Below are 19,220 nucleotides of genomic sequence, written 5' to 3' on the forward strand. Positions count from 1 at the left end.
AGGCAAAACGGCAAGAAGAATCCGCGCCAAAGCGGAAAATAAGCTATAAGCTGCAAGCTAAAAGCTGTAAGCAAAAGCCAAAAGCATTAAGCCAAAAGCCAAAAAAATCTTTGTCACGCGTGCGGGCTTTTTATCCCCTGTCATTCCGCGCGAAGCAACGCGGAGGCGCGGAATCCAGCGGCTTTACGGGCGAAGCCCGTCAGAAACAAGCCTCTGCGGGGCAAAGACATACCCATACTGGGCACAGGCTGGATACCGCATAAAAACATTGCGGTACGACGGATTAAAAAAGGCTGCCAACGACTAACGACATCCTCAATTATCCGTTCTTCACTTTACATTTTTCACTTTGCATTTTGCATTTCCATTCTTCATTATTCATTCTGCATTATTCATTAAATTTTTTTTGCCCGAGGGTTGTTTTTTGCCCCTTGAGAAGCCCCCTTAATCAATAGAGGGGTATAACAAATTTTGAGAAGGGAGTTAAACAAAAAAGAAAAAGGATTTTTTATTTAAAGCAGTTTCGGCTGTATTTTTCAGCTTTTTTGTGCTATTATCTTTGGCGTATAAATTTGAATCTTACGGGAGGTTTTATCATGGCACAGGTAGTGGATACCAGCGATTTCCGCTCAGGTCTGAAAATCAAATGGGAAGGCGGCATGTGGGCAATACTTACGTGCGACCACCACAAAATGGGACGCGGCGGAGCAGTTATTCGCGCCAAGATGCGCAATCTTGTCACCGGAGCTTCAATGGAGCAGTCTTTCAAATCGGGCGAACGCTTTGAAAGAATTATCTTTGAAGAGAAACCGGCTCAGTACCAGTACAAAGACGGTGACGACTACATTTTCATGGATATGGAATCCTATGACCAGGTTATGCTGACGGAAGAAGTCCTTGGTGATACGGTCAAGTATCTCGTTGACGATCTTGAAGTCAGTTTTGACATGTATGAAGGACGCGTCATGGGTATTGAAATTCCGAATACGGTAACTTTGACGATTACGAGCACCCCTCCGGGATTCAAGGGCGATACTGCGTCAGGCGGCGGCAAGCCTGCAACGTGTGAGACGGGGCTTGTGATCAACGTTCCTTTCTTCGTTGAAGAAGGAGAAAAGGTGCTTGTAGATACCAGAACAGGCGAATATTTGGAGCGCGCAAAGAAGTAATATCCGGCATTAACAACTGCTGAATTAAATTTAAATCGGGAGGTTTTGTTATGAACGCATTGGAAAAAGTTGCATATCTCAGAGGTCTTGTTGACGGTCAGAAAATTGCAGATACTGAGGAAAAGAAACGTTTTGTCAACGCGCTGATCGATACTCTTGAATGCCTTGCAACGGAGCAGAGCGATCACGTTGATATGCATGCGCAGCTTAACGAATATCTGGAACAGCTGGAAAACGACGTTACGGATCTTGAAGATGACGTGGACGGACTTCTCGGCTATGACGATGAAGAAGAACATCACTGCTGCTGCGGACACGGAGAAGACGGCGAATTTGAGGATTTTGACGAGGAAGAGTACGCAGCGGTAACGTGCCCGTTCTGTGGAAAGGAATTTTATTACGAACCGGACAGCTACGACGAAGATGAAAATCTTCTCTGCCCGCATTGCGGAAAACCTTTTAAACAGCCGGAAATTCCTGCGGAAGAATAGTCTTTATGTCTGAAATAGAAACATCAGGCGGCAGCGAAAAAAAATCTGTTAAGAGGGACTGCGGGACTGTAAAGGTTTCTGAAGAGGTTGTTGCCAGTATTGCTATGAAAGCAATTTCAGGGTTTGACGGTGTAAAACCGGCAGTCCCAGGTTTTATTACGGGCTTGCGCCTCGGACGCAAAACGATAAACGGCGTGCGAGTGAACGTTTCTTACGAGGAAGAAAATCCCGAGATTATTATTGACGCCTACGTGCTGGTGCGATACGGTCTCCGTCTGCCTGACGTGTGCTGGGATTTGCAGGAAAGCCTCAAACAGCAGTTGGAAAAGACTGTAGGCTATGCGATAAAAGCAGTTAACGTCTATGTCTGCGGCATTGATTTCAGCCGCGCCGGCAAACAGACGGGCGTTGTGAATACCGAATTGCCGTCCGGCGCAGTACAGCAATAACATCGTAATTTTGCAGGACCGTGGAGTCACCGCTTCACGGTCTTCTAAAAGTTTTAGCAATACCAAAGTTTTATACCGGGAGAAAGTTATCGTGAACAAATTGAACGAAAAGGCATTACACGCCAGAAAGGCACGCGAACTTGCGCTGCAGCTTGTTTATCAGGCGTATGCGAGACCGGACGACGAGCCGGAAGAAATATACAACTGCTTTGCTTCTGATTTTGCTTCCGAAGCCGTCGATCTTGACAAAGCACGGGAGCTTTTTCTCGGTGTGTGCGGAAATAAAGATAAGTTTGAAGAAATACTTCTTGAAAATCTTGTCGGCTGGAGACCGGAAAGAATTTCAATGGTTGATAAAGCGGCAATTTTTATCGCGCTTTATGAAATTTACAGCAGCGAAAATCCGGTACCCGTCCCTGTCGCTATAGATGAATGCGTGGAAATCGCCAAGCGTTTCGGCAGCGACGACTCCGGACGTTTTGTCAACGGAGTGCTTGGAAACATCATAAGGAACAACAAGATTTAACCGATGTACAGAGCTGCGCCGCAGACCGATATTCTGACCGTTGACGAAATGACCGAAAAGGTCAGGCTTGCGGTTTGCGCTGTTCCCGAACTCAGGGAACTTTCGGTGCGCGGCGAGCTTCAGGGATTTAAGCGGCACAGCAGCGGACACGTGTATTTCACGCTTCTCGGCAAAAATTCGCGCGTTTCCTGCGTGTTGTGGCGTTCACAGGCTGCTGCTGTCCTGAGCTGGCCAAAAGACGGCGACGAGGTGCTTGTACGCGGACATATGGATGTCTACGGTGCCTACGGTTCGTATCAGATTTACGCCTCAACGCTGCTGCCTCTCGGCGCAGGGGCAAAAGCCAGGGCAAAAGCCTTGCTGCAGCAGAAACTTGAGGCTGAAGGTCTTTTTGACCCTGAAAATAAAAAGGAATTTCCTAAATATCCGGAACGGGTGGCAGTTATAACGTCGCCTACGGGCGCTGCCCTGCAGGACGTGCTGAGAATTTCAGCCAAAAGATGGCCCTCGGCTGAAATTGTAGTAATTCCGAGCCTTATGCAGGGAATGGCAGCAGCGGAAGAAATTACTTCTGCATTTGCCAAAGTCCGGCAGCTTAAAGGAATTTCCGCCGTTATGCTTGTGCGCGGCGGAGGCAGCAGAGATGATTTGGACGTGTTTGACGACGAAAAGGTCGTGAGGGCGGTAAGTTCCTGCCCTTTTCCGGTTGTAACCGGACTGGGACACCAGATAGACAGCACTTTGTGCGACCTTGCAGCTGATTCCGAATCGCCGACGCCGTCAGGAGCAGCCGAGTTTCTTTTCCCTGACGTGAAAGAGGTAACAGCCTCAGTCGCTTCGTTTGAGGAAATGCTGTTCAAAACTGTAAATTACAAACTGGAAAACGAGTTGAACAGGCTTGACGATATACTTGAGCGTTTTTCTTTTGCAATGCTGAAAGGCCGGCTCGCTCCTTTGGAAGAAAAAGTGAATTCACAGCTTGGTATTCTTGCCGAAAAAATCAAAAACAGAATATCGGCTGCCGAAAACAGTCTTGTACGTCTTGCCGCCGAGATAAACGCAGCATCGCCGCTGAACGTGCTGGCGAAGGGTTACACGCTCTGCCTTGATTCTGACGGCAGAATGCTTGAGTCAGCGGAACAGCTTTTACCGGAGCAGCGTATGACGGTTCAGTTTTACGATGGTTGTGCGGAAACTGTAATCAGCAAAATTTTGAAGAAGAAATTAAGAGGCGCGGAATAATAATGCTTCCTCAGTCAATAGAATGGATTTCGGAACGTAAAATCCTTAAACTGCTGGATCAGAGAAAGCTTCCCGGAGAGGTTGCTTTCTGCCTTTGCAAAAGCAGCGAAGATACAGCGCTGGCAATTGAAAATATGACGGTGCGCGGGGCTCCGGCTATAGGGGTGGCGGCTGCCTACGGTACTGTTTTGGCAGCTTCGGAGAGCAGACAGGCGTTTCAGGAGGCTGTCAGACGGCTTTCCGCTACCAGACCTACAGCAAAGCATTTGTTCTGGACGCTTGAAAAAATGAAAAACTGCGCGGCAGAAACGCCTGACGGCGAACTTTGCGCGGCGCTGGAAAAGAAAGCCGCCGAACTGCTGAATGAAGATATTGAAATAAACATGGCGATTGGAAAATACGGGGCAGACCTGCTTCCTGACAACGCTGAAGTAATTACGCACTGCAACGCGGGGGCAATAGCCACCTGCGGATACGGTACCGCGCTCGGTGTTTTGCGCGCGGCACGCGGGCAGGGCAAAAAAATAAAAGTCTACGCAGACGAGACGAGACCGCGTCTGCAGGGCGCAAGGCTGACAGCCTGGGAGCTTCTTGAGGACGGCTTTGACGTGACGCTGATAACGGATTCAATGGCGGCGTTTCTTATGACGCAGAGAAAGATTGACGCTGTTTTTGTCGGCGCCGACAGGGTTGCGAGGAACGGCGATACGGCAAACAAAATAGGCACGTATTCGCTTGCGGTTGCCGCTAAACGCCATAAGGTTCCGTTTTACGCGGCTGCTCCTTTCAGTACGATAGATACGGACTGCGCGGACGGAAGCCGTATTCCGATAGAAGAACGCAGTATTGAAGAAGTAGTCAGGATTAACGGCAAACTCACGGCACCTGAAGGCATTAAAGTCTGGAACCCTGCTTTTGACGTTACGCCTGCCGAACTGATTGACGGTATAATCACGGAAAAAGGGGTAGTAAGGGCTCCCTATGATTTAAAGAAATTTATGGAGGAAGCAGAATGAAAACGGATTGCAAAATTGCTGACAAATCGCTGGCTCCGGAAGGCCGCAGAAGAATTGACTGGGCATGGCAGTATATGCCTGTTTTGAGGCTTGCCTCCGAGAAATGGAGCGCTTCAAAACCGCTTGCGGGACACACAATCGCCGCCTGTCTTCACCTTGAAGCGAAAACGGCGTGTCTGCTGAAGGTGCTGAAAGCACTGGGAGCAGAAGTCGCGGCAGCCGGCAGCAATCCGCTTTCAACTCAGGACCCTGTCTGTGCCGCGCTTGCAGAAGACGGCGTACACGTTTTCAGCCGCCGCGGAATGTCTGCGGAAGAATATGACGAAAACCTCGGACTGGCGCTTGACTGGAATCCTGACATCATAATAGACGACGGCGGCGACCTTGTCGCCATGCTTGCCGAAAAACGCAGGGAACTGATTCCCGCGATACTCGGAGGCTGCGAGGAAACAACTACGGGAATCAAACGTCTCCGCGCCATGGAAAAGGAAAAGCTGCTTCCTTTCCCGATGCTTGCGGTCAACGATGCTAAAAGCAAACATCTTTTCGATAACCGTTACGGAACGGGGCAGTCTGTATGGGATGCGATACTCCGCACCACCAACCTGGTCGTTGCCGGAAAAAACGTTGTCGTGTGCGGATACGGATGGTGCGGCAAAGGTGTCGCAAAACGCGCTATGGGACTGGGCGCAAAGGTAATAGTTGTTGAGGCTGATCCGCACTGCGCGCTTGAAGCTCTTATGGACGGCTGCGAAATTATGGATATGGATCAGGCGTCTTCAGCCGGCGACGTGTTCATAACCGTTACGGGCGACATAAAGGTAATACGCAGGGAACACTTTGTTAAAATGAAAGACGGCGCAATACTCTGCAACGCCGGACATTTTGATGTTGAAGTCTATCTGCCTGACCTGAAAGCTCTTGCAGTTGAAAAGAAAGATACGCGCACCAATACAGAGACCTACGTGATGCCGAATGGCAACAGGCTGCACCTGCTCGGGGAAGGCCGTCTGGTCAACCTTGCCGCTGGCGACGGACACCCTGTTGAAATAATGGATATGAGTTTTGCAATGCAGCTGCTTTCCGCAATATACATAGCGGAGCACAAACTCGATACGGCGCTGTATAATGTTCCCGAAGAACTGGACAAGACAATAGCAGAGCTTAAGCTTGAATCGCTCGGACTGAAGCTTGAAATTCTGACAGACGAACAGAAACGCTACCTTGCAGATTGGAGAGAATAAAATGTCACGAATTTACAAAAACGTTGCAGTGTGGGATGCACAGCGCAGCAAAGCGGAATTTTGCGACGTTGCGGTAGAGGGGTCGGAATTTAAGACGGTTGCCCCTGCCGGTTCTCTGAACGGAGAGAACTGTTTTGACGGAAAAGGAAAAACGGCAATGCTCCCCGGCTTTGTGAACGCGCACGGACACGCCTCCATGACGCTTCTGAGGGGACTCGGCGAAGATCTGCCGCTTATGGAATGGCTCCAAAAGCGTATATGGCCTGTTGAAGAGAGACTTAACAAGGTTTTTGTAAAAGCAGGGGCGAAACAGGCTATGCTGGAAATGATTTCAACCGGAACAACCTGTTTTGCGGATATGTATTTCTTCATGGACGGTGTCGCGGAAGCAGCGCTTGAAACGGGCATGCGCTGCGGTCTGTCGCGCGGCATGATTGATGACAAAGACGGAGAAAAGCTGCGGGATAATATTAAACTTGCGGAAAATTTTAACGGAGCCGGCGGCGGGCTTGTCAGCGTGCAGCTTGGTCCGCATGCGCCCTATACAATGACTTTCTACATGCTCAGAAACGTTGCGGAAGTTGCAATCAGCAAACGTCTCGGAGTGCAGCTTCACTGGCTTGAAACAAAAGACGAATGGAAAAATACGTCAATGTCCGGAACGATGACTCCGGAACAGTGCCTTGAAAACAGCGGTCTTACAAGGGTAAAGCAGCTTGTTCTTTCTCACTGCGTATGGCTTGACGAAAGCAAACTCGGATTTTACAAAAAGGACAACATAACGCTTGTCAACAATCCGAAAAGCAATCTGAAGCTGGGCAGCGGGGTAGCGCCTGTCGCAAAATATCTCAAAGCCGGTCTCAAGGTAGCGCTCGGAACGGATGGCGCTTCAAGCAACAACAGCCTTGACATGTGGGAAGAAATGAGATTTGCGGCTCTTGCGCAGAAAGGCTATTTTATGGACCCTGTACAGCTTAAAGCCGAAGAAGCACTGAAAATGGCAACTTACGCTGGAGCGCAGGCTCTCGGTTTTGAAAAATGCGGGCTTATTAAAGAAGGCTGGAAAGCCGACTTTATGCTAGTAGATCTTGACGCGCCTCAGTATATGGGCTGGAACGAGGAAAATCTTGCAGGCTATCTTGTATATTCCGGCTCGTCGAAAGACGTCCAGACAACGGTTGTCAACGGAAAAACACTTTACGAGCGCGGCGGATTTACAACGCTTGACAAGGAAAAAGTCATTGCTGAAGCCCTGTCGGCACGCAGCGAGATGACAAAATAAAAAAGGTTGAAATTAATTATCCGGGAGGCATAATAAATGCAGTACAGAACAGGCAAAGAACTCAGAGAACTATTTCTCGGCTTTTTTGAAAGCAAAGGATGCCGCAGGCTTCACAGCTTTTCGCTGACGCCCGACGATCCTACTCTGCTTTTCACAATTGCGGGCATGGTGCCTTTTAAGCCGTATTTCCTCGGCATCAAGACGCCTGAATTTACCCGCGCCACGACCTCGCAGAAGTGCGTGCGCACGAACGACATTGAAAACGTCGGGCATACTGCGCGCCATCATACTTTCTTTGAAATGCTCGGTAATTTCAGTTTCGGCGATTATTTCAAAAAAGAAGTTATACCTTGGGCATACGAATTCCTTACGGAATATATCGGGCTTGAACCTGAGAGACTTTACGTGACTGTTCACGTTACTGACGACGAAGCATACGAAATCTGGAACAAAACAGTGGGGATTCCCGCGGATCACATATACCGTTTTGACGAAGACAATTTCTGGGCGTCAGGACCTGTCGGTCCGTGCGGTCCGTGTTCTGAAATACTTTATGACCAGGGCGAAGAATATTCGTGCGGCAAACCGACTTGTGCGCCGGGGTGCGACTGCGACAGATACCTTGAAATATGGAATCTCGTGTTCATGCAGTTCAACCGCGCGGAAGACGGGACTCTTACCCCGCTTCCCAAGAAAAATATTGATACCGGCATGGGGCTTGAAAGGCTTGCCTCTGTCGTGCAGAACGTAAAAACAGACTTTGAAACGGATCTTTTCCGCCCGATAATTGACGAAACCTGCAAGCTTGTCAACGTAAAATACGGCGAAGACCCGAAAAAAGACCTCGCAGTACGCGTAATTGCCGACCATATACGCGCCTCGGCGTTCATGATTTCCGACGGCATTCTGCCTTCAAACGAGGGCGGCGGTTACGTACTTCGCAGACTTATACGCCGCTGCGTGCGTTTTGGACGTCTTATGGGCATCGACCACGCGTTCCTTACAGGTCTGCTCCCCGTAGTCGCAGCCTCAATCGGCGATGAGTACAGCGAGCTTGAAGAACAGAAGGCATTTATCAAGCAGGTGCTTGAACTTGAAGAGGCGCGTTTCTCAAAAACGCTTGCGCAGGGCAGCGACCTTCTTGACAGCGCAATAGAAAAGGTTAAGGCAGACGGAGGCAGCATGCTCTCAGGCGGCACGGCCTTTGAGCTTTACGACACTTTCGGTTTCCCGTTTGAACTTACGGAAGAAATATGCGAAGAGAAGGGCATGACGGTAGACCGCGAAGGTTTTGACAAAGCTATGGAAGAGCAGCGCGAACGCGCGCGCAGTTCAAGCAAACAGCTTGAAAACAGAATCCTGAAAACAGTCTATACGAAACTCGCCGACACCATTGGCGCTACTAAATTCCTCGGCTACAGCGAAACAAAAGCTGAAAGCCGTGTTCTTGCCATTGTCGCCGACGGTGAAGAAGTCGAAACGCTTGTAGCCGGACTTGAAGCTGACGTAATTCTTGAAGCGACGCCGTTCTATGCACAGAAAGGCGGACAGGTCGGAGATAAAGGCACGCTTGTCTGCGGCGGTATGACGTTCAAAGTCAGCGACACAACCTATCCTGCTTCGGAGCTTATAGTTCACAGCGGCAAACTGCTTTCCGGCGAACTTAAAAAAGGACAGACCGTTACGGCTGAAATAGACATCGAGCGCAGAAAAGACATTCAGCGCCACCATACGGCAACGCATCTGCTTCAGGAAGCTCTTACAAGAGTTCTCGGAAGCCATGTGCGCCAGGCAGGTTCGCTTGTCACGCCGACGATGCTCCGCTTTGACTTCAACCATTTCCAGCCGGTTACGCCAGAAGAAATCAAAGAAGTTGAAAAAATAGTATATGCAGAAGTTTTGAAAAATACGCCGGTCGTGACCACGGAAATGGGAATTGAAGAAGCGAAAAAAACAGGCGCCCGCGCGCTGTTTGACGAAAAATACGGCGACGTTGTCCGTGTTGTTGACGTTAAAGGCTTCTCAACGGAGCTTTGCGGCGGTACTCATGCAAAAGCCACAGGAGAAGTCGGTCTTGTCAAAATTCTCCGCGAGGAAGGCATAGGCTCCGGCGTCCGCAGAATAACCGCTGTTGCCGGCAGCGAAACGCTTCCTGTCGTTCAGTCAATGAGCGGCGCTCTCGCTAATCTTATTGAACTGCTCGGCGGCGATCTTGAAAACATAGGCAGCAAAGTCGGTACTTTGCTTGACGAAAAGAAAATACTTGAACGCAAAAATAAGGAACTGCAGGTAAAAACTGCCGTCAGCAACATTGAAAATACGGTTAAGCCGAGAGCGGCGGCAAACGGCGTAGACCTTATTGTTGAAAGCTTTGACGGCGTAACTCCCGACCTTATGCGTCAGATAGGCGACAGAATACGCCAGAAATTCCCTGTCTCCGTTATCATTATTGTCGGAAAGGGAGACGAAAAGGCGCTTGTAACCGCAATGGCAAGCGACGAAGCCGTGGCAAAAGGCGCCCACGCAGGGAAAACGCTCCAGCAGTTTGTTTCGGCAATGGGCGGAAAAGGCGGCGGCAAACCGAACCTTGCGCAGGGCGGAGTAGCCTCCACAGAAAAGCTCGGTTACGCAGTCAACGCATTGGCGGACGCTTTTGAAGGACTTGTAAAATAAATGCCGAGAATTCTTGCGCTTGACATCGGAAGTGTGAGAATAGGAGTTGCAGTCAGCGATCCTCTGGGAATATTTGCCCAGGGGGTTGCTGTGCTTAAAGCAAAGAAGGACTGGCTGTCAGAGCTTGAAAAACTGGCTGCCGAATACGAAAATCCCGTAATTCTGCTCAGTCTTCCCAAAAGAACGACAGGCGAGGAAGGTCCCGAAGCCGAGAACATCAGAGAAAAAGCAGAACTGATACGCATCCGCCTTCCGCAGTGCGAAATAAGGTTTTGGGACGAACGCTTTACAACGGTTATCGCCAATCAGGTGCTGCTTGAAGCCGACGTTTCCAGACATGGAAGAAAACAAAGCGTGGACAAAATTGCTGCCACGCTTTTGCTGCAGAATTATCTTGACAGCCTGAAAGGATAAATTTTTTGCTGCCGGACACCGAAGGACTTAAAATAACGCCGTCAATGAAGCAATATCTTTCCTGGAAGGAAAAATATCCGGATTGTTTATTGTTTTTCCGTATGGGCGATTTCTATGAAATGTTTTTTGAGGATGCCAAAATCGCATCCTCTGTGCTTGACCTTGTGCTTACCTCGCGCTCAAAAGACGAAAACGCCGTTCCAATGGCGGGCATACCGTTTCACGCAGTCAATTCTTATCTCGGAAGGCTTATAGCGGCAGGCTACAGGGTGGCAATATGCGAACAGACAAGCGAACCCAACGGCAGAGATTTGGTGGAGCGCGAAGTTACGCGCGTTGTAACGCCAGGTACGTGGCTTCCTGACGATTCCGACAGCGAAGGACGCATTGCGGCTGTTTATGCCGACGGCAAAACCGTTTCTCTCGCGCTGCTTGTGACAGGCACCGGCACGCTTCACGCTGCCACATTTATGCGTGACGCGGCAATTTCGGCGCTTATGTCGTTCCGCCCTGACGAAATACTTGTAAGGAAAGGCACTGCCGAAGATATTAAAAAATACTGCGGCAGTCTGTTGTCTGCAAGTATTTCGGAAAGAGAAAAAGGAGAATTTGACGCTGCCTCAGGTTCGCGCTGGCTCTGCAAAAAATGGGAGCTTGCGACGCTGAAGGCAATGGGCTTTGATGACAGAGACTCTGCTGTCGGTTGTGCCGCCGCCGCTTTGCGCTATCTTGAGGAAACGCAGTTCTCAAAAGCAGAACACGTGCGGTCTGTTACCCCAATACTTCCTTCGCAGAATATGATTCTCGACCAGAGCACGCAGCTGAATCTGGAGCTTGTTGAACCTGCCGGAACCTCGCTGTTTTCAATTCTTAACCGCTGCAAAACACCGATGGGCAGAAGACTTCTAAAAGAATGGATACTTGCCCCGCTGCAGGATATTGACGAGATTAAACGGCGCCAAAGCTCTGTCGGTCTGCTTGCCGGCGACAGAAAACTGTCGTCCGGACTGGAGACTGCTCTTTCGGAGTGCAGCGACATAGCGCGCTCAATAGGGCGCTTAACGCTAAAAATGGCGTCTCCGCTTGATCTTGCGGCGATAAGAAATACTCTGAACAAACTGCCCGAAATCCGTGCCGCCGTCCATGAGACGGAGCTTGAAGACTGGATTGCGGTGCCCGACGTTTCCGACTTGTCGCATCTGCTTAACGTTGCGCTTTCGGAAGTCCCGCCGCGCATACTGCGCGACGGCGGCGTAATCGCGCCTGGCTACAACGCCGAGCTTGACCACTGGAGAAGCATGTCAGCAGATTCTTCAAACTGGCTTAAAGAGTTTGAAGCACGGGAGCGCGAGCGTACCGGCATAAAAACCCTGAAATGCGGCGTGAACAAAGTGTTCGGCTATTACATAGAAATCCCGAATACAGGACTTGACAAGGCGCCTGCGGAATACGTCCGCAAACAGACGCTTGTCAACGGGGAACGTTTTATAACCGAAGAACTCAAAAATTTTGAACGCGACATGTTCCGAGCAGGCGAGGAAATAGCCGCTATTGAAGACAGACTGTACAATTCGCTGTTGCTTTCTGCGCTTGCAAAAAGCAGCGAACTTCAGACGATAGGCGAATACTTGTCGCTGTTGGACGTATTCCAGTCTCTTGCCCGCGTTGCAAGGGAAGGGCGGTACGTATGCCCTGAAATGGACAGAAGCTGTGATTTCATCGTAAAAGGCGGACGCCATCCGGTAATTGAAGCGGCTCTCGGAAGACTGCCGTTCACCCCTAACGACATCAATTTCAGCAGCGGAAAAGGACAGCGCATAGCGATTATCACCGGTCCCAACATGGCGGGAAAATCCACCTATCTCCGCATGGCGGCGCTGCTTGCGATAATGGCTCATATCGGCAGCTGGATTCCGGCGGAAGAGGCAAGAATCGGCATAATAGACCGCGTCTTCACGCGCATAGGCGCAAGGGACGAGCTTGCCAGAGGTCAGAGTACCTTTATGGTTGAAATGGTGGAAACGGCAAACATACTGCGCCACGCGACGGACAAAAGTCTTGTAATACTTGACGAGGTCGGACGCGGAACGTCAACCTACGACGGACTGTCAATAGCTTGGTCGGTAATAGAATATCTGCACGGACAGGAAGCAAGACAGGCGAGAGTTCTTTTCGCCACGCACTACCATGAACTGACGAAACTTGCGGGACTTTTGTCAGGTGTTGTGAACCTGAGCATGGCGGTTGAAGAAAAAAATGACGGAATAATATTTCTCCACAAAATTGTTACAATGCCGGCTGACCGTTCGTACGGCATTGAAGTCGCCAAGCTTGCGGGCGTTCCGGCGTCCGTGCTCCGCCGTTCGCGCGAACTGCTTCAGCAGTTTGAAGAGGATGCTTCCGCCAAAGAACTGTCGGAAGCCGTAAATCAGAACCAGATGACGCTTTTTGACATAAAACAGGAAGCAGTGCTTGAAGAAATAGCAAATCTTCAGCCGGACGAGCTTACGCCGATGCAGGCTCTTCAGCTGCTTTACAAGCTGAAAAAGGCAAGCAGGGAGGCTCTCAATCTATGACGATACGCAGACTTGACTCAGAACTCTCGATGAAAATAGCGGCAGGCGAAGTTATCGAACGCCCTGCGTCGCTTGCAAAAGAACTTGTAGAAAATTCAATAGACGCCGGAGCCAAAAATATAACGGTTGAAACGGAACAGGGCGGCAAAACCTGTTTTACGATAGAAGACGACGGCTGCGGAATAGAATTCAGCGAGCTTCCGCTTGCGCTTGAACGCTACGCGACAAGCAAAATAGCTGTAATAGAAGATTTGGAAAACATTCACACGCTCGGTTACAGGGGCGAGGCGCTTGCTTCAGCCGCTTCCGTAAGCCGCATGGAAATACGCAGCCGCACGGAAGGCAGCGAAACAGGCGGAATAATAGCCTGTGAAGGCGGAAACGTAACGCTGCACACCGAAATATCCTGTAAAAAGGGAACAAGAATACAAGTTGACGATCTCTTTTACAACGTTCCTGCAAGAAGAAAATTTTTGAAAACCGCTTCTGCCGAGCTTCGCAGGATAATTCAGGTTGTCAACGATTACGCCCTTATTCATCCCGAAATCAGTTTTACAGTCTTTTCCGACGGCAAAAAACTGCTTGACAGACCGTCGGTCAGTGATATTGACGAAGCTCTCAGACTGCGCTGGGGACAGGAAACGAGAATACATTACGCCGACTCCGACAGGGACGGAATTTACTGCCGGCTTTGGTGGAACCCGATGCCGAACAGCCGCCGGACTACAGTATCGGTATTCATAAATGACAGGCGGATACAGGACACAACCGTAAAAGCGGCGATAACCTCGGCTGACGCCGCAGCCTACGGGGAATGGCTCGTGCTGATAAAAATGCCGCCTGAAGAGGTTGACGTCAACATACATCCGGCGAAACAGGAAGTGCGTTTCAGACATTCGCAGGACATATTCAGGGCAGTCTATTCAAACGCCCAGTCGGTTCTGAAAAACAAATATCTGCCCGAAAACGAAACAGCTGAAAATACAAACGCGGACAGAGAATTTTTTGTCGAAATGCCTGCCGGAAAATTTGCGGAACAGAGATTGGGGAGAGTCGCGTCTCCGCCGCTTTCGTCATACGGAAAAAGCTTCAGCGGCGGAAGAACCGTGAGTACCGCCGGCATATTTTCGACCGGCAGGCTTGCGCCGGTTCATGCGGACAATCCGTTTGAGCGTGCAAAACAGCCGGTTGAAGAAAAAAATCGTGACGAATATATTTTTACTCCTGCGGAAACAGACAGCCGTTCGTTTGAAAGTGAATATATAGGACAGACGTCAAAAGGATTTTTAATCTTTGAATTCAGTGACGGAATTGCAATAATAGATCCGCACGCGGCGCATGAGAGGATACTTTATGAGCAGATAAAAGCCTCGTTCAAAAATGAAGCAGCTGTGCAGAAGCTTGCCATTCCTGCTGAAATACCTCAGGCTCTGCTTGCCGACGTTATTGCGAATGATGAAGCGCTGAAAAAATTAGGTTTTCTGTGCGAAGCCGGAAAACTTGCAGGAGTGCCAATGCTGCGGGGGCACGGTCATCTTGCGCCGCTTGAAATGCTGCGTTCTGCGCTTGCCGGAATAAAGAACTCTGACAGACAGGAAAAAATCGACACCGAAGTATGGTGGAGAATGGCAAGACTGGCATGCAAATCGGCTGTGAAACTTGGAAAACACATTGAAAAAGAAGAGGCTGAAAAACTGCTTGAGCAGCTTAAAAAATGTGAAATGCCGTTTGCCTGCCCGCACGGCAGACCTACGATGTACAAAATTGACAATCTCAGCCTCGAAAAAATGTTTGAAAGATGAAAACGAAACTGATTGCCGTAATAGGGCAGACCGCCGTCGGCAAAACGGAATTCAGCCTTAAACTTGCCGAAAAACTGAACGCGGAAATAATATCCGTTGATTCGCGTCAGGTCTACAGGCATCTGAACGTCGGCGCGGACAAAATATCTGCCGAAATACGCGCTGTGATACCACACCATCTCATAGACGTAGCCGAGCCTGACGAGATTTTCTCGGCTGCAGATTTTGCGGCGCTTGCCCAAAAGGCAGTAGAAGAAATAAAAAATAGAAATAAAACGCCTCTGCTTGTCGGTGGAACTCCGTTTTATTACAAGGCGCTGCTGGGTACTCTGCACGAGGATTTGCCGAAAGACGAAACGTTAAGAAAAGAACTTGAACGCGAAATTGAAGAAAAAGGGCTTGCCGCGCTCCACGCGGAGCTTGAAAGCGTTGACCCTGTTTCTGCGGCAAGAATTCATCCCAACGACCCCGTACGCACTATGCGGGCGGTTGAAATATACCGCCTGACGGGAAAACCGTCCAGCTGGTGGTACGAACATCAGAACAGGAAAGAACCTCCGTACGACATACTGTATATCGGACTGACTCGCGACAGGGACGAGCTGTACGAGAACATAGCAAAACGCGTCAGACAGCAGTTTGAAAACGGTTATCCCGAAGAAGTCCGCTGGCTGCTTGAACACGGCTGCGACGAAAAACTGCCCGCACTTCAGGGCTTCGGCTACAGGGAACTTGTGAACTATCTTAAAGGCAGATGTACTTACGAAGAGGCTCTTGAAGGCGACATACGCTCGACAAAAGCCTTTTCGCGCAGGCAAATGACCTGGTTTAAGCATTTTGAGCCGTGCGTGTGGTACAATCTGTCTGAAATAAAAGCGGAAGAAGTCCTGCTTGACGCAGCCGCAAAATGCAAAACTTTTCTCTCGGAGGAACAGACATGCGAGTAATTACCGCTGATCCCATAGGGCTTTGCTTCGGCGTACGGCGCGCGATAAGCGTGCTTGAGCAGGAACTGCTGAAAAACAGCAGGGTATATTCGCTTGGAAGTCCTATTCACAACCCGCAGGAAATAGCCAGACTCGAAAAGCTCGGACTTATCGTAGTTGACAAAATCGATGACATTCCGGAAGGCTCGGTTGCGTTTGTCCGGACGCACGGCGCAACGCCGCAGGTATTTGAACAGCTTGAAAAAAAATGCTCGTCCGTAATAGACGGAACCTGTCCCTTCGTGAAAACCGCACAGGAAAGGGCGCAGTCTCTTTCGGAAGAAAACTACACGGTTGTCATTTCCGGCGACAAAAATCATCCCGAAGTGCAGGCAATCATGGGCTGCGTAAAGGGCAGGGCAGAAGTAGTTTCCAGCGCTTCGGAAATACCCGAAACACTGCGCGGCAAACGCTGCGGAATAATGAGCCAGACCACGCAGAAAGTGACAGTTTTTTCGGAACTTGTCAGTGCTTTCGTTGATATGTCGCCTGAAATTAAAGTGTACAACACAATCTGCAAAGCGACGCTCGCGCGTCAGGAATCATTAAAAAGGTTGACCTCAGACGTAGATGGTATTATAGTACTTGGCGGGCACGACAGCGCGAATACGAGAAACCTGGTACGCATTGCGGAAGATGCCTCTGTTCCCGTGCTTTGGATTGAGTGTGCGGAACAGCTTGAAAGGAAGTGGTTTGAAGGCAAAGAAAGCATAGGAATAGCTGCCGGATGCAGCACACCGGACTGGCTGATAAAACAGCTGATTGAAAAATTACAAAAGATGTAATCACAGAAGGAGCAGAAGAAAATGGTAGACGAACTTCGCACAAACGAAGAAAATGCAACAGACGAAGTAACAATGGAACAGCTTATGCAGCAGTATGATGCCGAAACGACGGATAAATACCAGCGCGGCAAAATAGTTGAAGGCAAAGTAATCGACGAGAACGAAGAAGGCTGGCTTGTCGATGTCAACTACAAATGCGAGGGCTTCCTCCCGCGCAGGGAATGGACGACGCAGTCTCTTACTGACAACACGCCTATGCCGAAAATCGGCGACACAATCAAAGTCCAGATTATGAGCATGGGCAAAGGTGACGAAGCGCAGCTCGGACTCAGCCGCTGGCGCGTGGTTTTTGACGAATGCTGGAAAGCAGTTGAAGAAGCGGCAGAAAAGGGCGAAACGGTTACCGTAACCGGCATCCGCAAAGTAAAAGGCGGACTTATCGCGAGCTACAAAGGAATAGAAGGCTTTATTCCCGTATCACAGCTTTCCGAAACCGGACGCGGCGCAAACGTTGACCAGTTCGTAGGCAAAGAATTTGAAGCCAAACTCGTTGAAAGAGACCGCCGCAAACGCCGTCTTGTCTTCTCACGCCGCCTCATTGCCGAAGAAGAAGCAAAGGCTCTCAAAGACGCCTTCTTCGCAAACGCTGAAGAAGGAAGCATTCTTGAAGGCACAGTCGTAAGCGTTCCTACGTTTGGCGCGTTCGTCAGCCTCGGCGCTGTTGAAGGTCTTGTTCACATCAGTGAACTTGGCTGGAAACGCAGCGGCAAACCCTCAGATGTTGTTTCTGTAGGCGATAAAGTTAAAGTTAAAATCATCAAACTTGACAAAGAAAACGGAAAAATTTCCCTCAGTATCAAACAGACGCAGCCTGACCCGTGGGAAAACGCGGCAGCCAACTGGCCGAAAGGCACAGTCACGGAAGGCAGAGTCGTCAGCCTCACCGATTTCGGCGCATTTGTAGAAATTGAGCCTGGGCTTGAAGGTCTTGTCCATATAGGAGACCTCAGCTGGAAACGCGTCAAAAAAGCCAGCGACGTTCTCAAAAAAGGCGACAAAGTCAAAGTTTCCATCATTGACGTTGACATGGAACGCAAACGCCTTAGCCTCGGCTACAAACAGCTTCACGATCCGTGGGCGGACATTGACGAGAAATACAAACCGGGACAGGAAGTTCCTGCAAAAATCCTCAGACTCGCCGATTTCGGCGCGTTTGCACAGCTTGAAGACGGCATAGAAGGACTTGTGCACATCTCACAGATTTGCGGCAAGAGAATTGAACATCCGAAAGAAGCTATTGAAATAGGACAGGAAGTAACGGCGAGAATACTCGGTGTTGACCCTGTAGCGCGCCGCATACGTCTCTCGCTCCGCACGGCGGAAGAAGAAGCCGCAATGCGTCAGGAAAGAGAAGAAGCCAAAGCCGCAAAAGCTGAAGCTGCAGAAAAGAGAAAAGAAGAACGCGAAGCACGCAGAAAGGCTGCTGAAGAAAAGAAAGCAGCCGAAGAAGCCCAGTTCCCGAAAGAAGAAGTCAGCGTCACAATCGGTGACTTCCTCAATCAGGAAAAAACTGAAAATCAAGAAAAACCTGAAGAAGAATAATCTGCTTCACGAAAACAGTAAAGACTTAAAAAAACGGCGCGGGAATATAAAAAATCCCGCGCCGTTTTTGAGTACACCAACATAAACGGATAACACGAAAAAACTGTTATTCGTCCGCCTGCGCAGGCGTATTACAGAATCCGGAAAACTGAAAGAGGACCGCGTATCTGCGCCGGAAACCGACTGCCGCCGGCAGCCGTTACCGAAGTTTTCCCTGACATAGCCTATGAAGCAGCGGGCTTATCAGAACCGGAAACCGCACCACGTAATGCGTAAGAGAATTAAGGCGCAGCCTCTCTGCCGAGAAACAGCCGCAACCGCAGACCTCGGCAGGTCATACAACTGTTTCAGAAAAGCCGTGCCCGACGAAAAATCGTCAACCCTCTCTACTATATAAATAGGCTCTCTGCCCCCGAAAATGGAAACACCTGTCAATGCGAAACCGCATGGCAGCTGCTTTCAGCGGCAAAACAGAAAACGAAAGGGTTTCCATTTTTTAACCCTGAAAGCCTATTTATATAATGGAGGGAGAAAGTGAAAAGCAATGAAGAATGAAATGCAAAGTGCAAAGTGCAAAGTGAAAAATACGGATGCAGACGAAAAGAAATTTTGTAAAAAGGGTTGACAACTGCAAAAGAGGATTTTATAATCTTCGCTATGTTTGCGGCATTGAGCCGGAATTGTTTTGTTGACTTGTGAATGTGATAAAATTCACAAACGACTGACGACACAAATCATTCGTCATTGGTTCTTTTTGTAACTGTTTCTTTTGGTAATTGTATTTTATCGTAATTGAACTTTTGTTTCGGAAGGAGGGGTAGAAATGTTCAAAAAATCATCTGTCTTTGACCTGAATTTCAGACAGACAGACAGACAGACAGACAGACAGACAGACAGACAGACAGACAGACAGACAGACCTCCTCTTCTAAGGTAGGTTTTGGTTTTCCATACCCCTCCTTTA

16 protein-coding genes are annotated in these 19,220 nt (G+C 49.4%); all 16 read left to right on the forward strand.

Translation table 11 applies throughout. From position 1 onward, the window contains the following. The coding region (locus KBS54_03495) for a hypothetical protein (GenBank protein ID MBQ0055194.1) at positions 1-263 on the forward strand (263 nt) is incomplete at its 5' end. A 333-nt stretch (positions 264-596) separates the two neighbouring features. Then, positions 597-1,169 (forward strand): elongation factor P, encoded by a 573-nt coding sequence (gene efp, locus KBS54_03500; GenBank protein ID MBQ0055195.1) that lies wholly within the window; start codon positions 597-599, stop codon positions 1,167-1,169. A gap of 50 nt (positions 1,170-1,219) precedes the next feature. Next, positions 1,220-1,660: a hypothetical protein gene (locus KBS54_03505; GenBank protein ID MBQ0055196.1), complete on the forward strand. Its 441-nt coding sequence runs from the start codon at positions 1,220-1,222 to the stop codon at positions 1,658-1,660. Between the two features lie 5 nt (positions 1,661-1,665). Next, positions 1,666-2,109, forward strand: a complete 444-nt coding sequence (locus tag KBS54_03510; GenBank protein ID MBQ0055197.1) for an Asp23/Gls24 family envelope stress response protein — start codon at positions 1,666-1,668, stop codon at positions 2,107-2,109. A gap of 100 nt (positions 2,110-2,209) precedes the next feature. Beyond that, positions 2,210-2,635, forward strand: a complete 426-nt coding sequence (gene nusB / locus KBS54_03515) for a transcription antitermination factor NusB (GenBank protein MBQ0055198.1) — start codon at positions 2,210-2,212, stop codon at positions 2,633-2,635. Between the two features lie 3 nt (positions 2,636-2,638). Then, positions 2,639-3,877 (forward strand): exodeoxyribonuclease VII large subunit, encoded by a 1,239-nt coding sequence (xseA, locus tag KBS54_03520; protein ID MBQ0055199.1) that lies wholly within the window; start codon positions 2,639-2,641, stop codon positions 3,875-3,877. Positions 3,878-3,879: 2 nt separating this feature from the next. Then, on the forward strand, positions 3,880-4,893 hold the full coding sequence (gene mtnA / locus KBS54_03525) for an S-methyl-5-thioribose-1-phosphate isomerase (GenBank protein MBQ0055200.1): 1,014 nt from the start codon (positions 3,880-3,882) through the stop codon (positions 4,891-4,893). Beyond that, entirely contained in the window at positions 4,890-6,137 is a 1,248-nt protein-coding gene (locus tag KBS54_03530; protein ID MBQ0055201.1) for an adenosylhomocysteinase, read from the forward strand. The genes mtnA and KBS54_03530 overlap by 4 nt, the downstream gene beginning before the upstream one ends. Before the next feature lies 1 nt (position 6,138). After that, the gene (locus KBS54_03535) at positions 6,139-7,419 is read left to right on the forward strand and encodes an amidohydrolase (protein MBQ0055202.1); all 1,281 of its coding nucleotides are present in this window, start codon (positions 6,139-6,141) and stop codon (positions 7,417-7,419) included. A 36-nt stretch (positions 7,420-7,455) separates the two neighbouring features. Continuing rightward, a complete protein-coding gene (gene alaS / locus KBS54_03540; GenBank protein MBQ0055203.1) occupies positions 7,456-10,092 on the forward strand; it encodes an alanine--tRNA ligase in 2,637 nt (878 codons plus the stop codon). Then, positions 10,093-10,506: a Holliday junction resolvase RuvX gene (gene ruvX / locus KBS54_03545; protein MBQ0055204.1), complete on the forward strand. Its 414-nt coding sequence runs from the start codon at positions 10,093-10,095 to the stop codon at positions 10,504-10,506. It begins immediately after the preceding gene. 44 nt (positions 10,507-10,550) lie between these two features. Beyond that, positions 10,551-13,082, forward strand: coding sequence for a DNA mismatch repair protein MutS (gene mutS, locus KBS54_03550; protein ID MBQ0055205.1), 2,532 nt, complete (start codon positions 10,551-10,553; stop codon positions 13,080-13,082). Continuing rightward, entirely contained in the window at positions 13,079-14,884 is a 1,806-nt protein-coding gene (gene mutL / locus KBS54_03555) for a DNA mismatch repair endonuclease MutL (GenBank protein MBQ0055206.1), read from the forward strand. The genes mutS and mutL overlap by 4 nt, the downstream gene beginning before the upstream one ends. Continuing rightward, on the forward strand, positions 14,881-15,831 hold the full coding sequence (gene miaA, locus KBS54_03560) for a tRNA (adenosine(37)-N6)-dimethylallyltransferase MiaA (GenBank protein MBQ0055207.1): 951 nt from the start codon (positions 14,881-14,883) through the stop codon (positions 15,829-15,831). Before mutL ends, miaA begins: the two co-directional genes overlap by 4 nt. Then, positions 15,822-16,655, forward strand: coding sequence for a 4-hydroxy-3-methylbut-2-enyl diphosphate reductase (gene ispH, locus KBS54_03565; GenBank protein ID MBQ0055208.1), 834 nt, complete (start codon positions 15,822-15,824; stop codon positions 16,653-16,655). Before miaA ends, ispH begins: the two co-directional genes overlap by 10 nt. Positions 16,656-16,676: 21 nt before the next feature. Next, a complete protein-coding gene (locus KBS54_03570) occupies positions 16,677-18,257 on the forward strand; it encodes a S1 RNA-binding domain-containing protein (protein MBQ0055209.1) in 1,581 nt (526 codons plus the stop codon). Positions 18,258-19,220: the final 963 nt, after the last annotated feature.

Source organism: Candidatus Equadaptatus faecalis (assembly GCA_018065065.1).
GTDB lineage: Bacteria > Synergistota > Synergistia > Synergistales > Synergistaceae > Equadaptatus > Equadaptatus faecalis.

Coding starts and splice junctions, on each gene's coding strand:
- efp (MBQ0055195.1), top strand. CDS start 597: ATGGCACAGGTAGTGGATACCAGCGATTTCCGCTCAGGTCTGAAAATC.
- KBS54_03505 (MBQ0055196.1), top strand. CDS start 1,220: ATGAACGCATTGGAAAAAGTTGCATATCTCAGAGGTCTTGTTGACGGT.
- KBS54_03510 (MBQ0055197.1), top strand. CDS start 1,666: ATGTCTGAAATAGAAACATCAGGCGGCAGCGAAAAAAAATCTGTTAAG.
- xseA (MBQ0055199.1), top strand. CDS start 2,639: ATGTACAGAGCTGCGCCGCAGACCGATATTCTGACCGTTGACGAAATG.
- mtnA (MBQ0055200.1), top strand. CDS start 3,880: ATGCTTCCTCAGTCAATAGAATGGATTTCGGAACGTAAAATCCTTAAA.
- KBS54_03530 (MBQ0055201.1), top strand. CDS start 4,890: ATGAAAACGGATTGCAAAATTGCTGACAAATCGCTGGCTCCGGAAGGC.
- KBS54_03535 (MBQ0055202.1), top strand. CDS start 6,139: ATGTCACGAATTTACAAAAACGTTGCAGTGTGGGATGCACAGCGCAGC.
- alaS (MBQ0055203.1), top strand. CDS start 7,456: ATGCAGTACAGAACAGGCAAAGAACTCAGAGAACTATTTCTCGGCTTT.
- ruvX (MBQ0055204.1), top strand. CDS start 10,093: ATGCCGAGAATTCTTGCGCTTGACATCGGAAGTGTGAGAATAGGAGTT.
- mutS (MBQ0055205.1), top strand. CDS start 10,551: ATGAAGCAATATCTTTCCTGGAAGGAAAAATATCCGGATTGTTTATTG.
- mutL (MBQ0055206.1), top strand. CDS start 13,079: ATGACGATACGCAGACTTGACTCAGAACTCTCGATGAAAATAGCGGCA.
- miaA (MBQ0055207.1), top strand. CDS start 14,881: ATGAAAACGAAACTGATTGCCGTAATAGGGCAGACCGCCGTCGGCAAA.
- ispH (MBQ0055208.1), top strand. CDS start 15,822: ATGCGAGTAATTACCGCTGATCCCATAGGGCTTTGCTTCGGCGTACGG.
- KBS54_03570 (MBQ0055209.1), top strand. CDS start 16,677: ATGGTAGACGAACTTCGCACAAACGAAGAAAATGCAACAGACGAAGTA.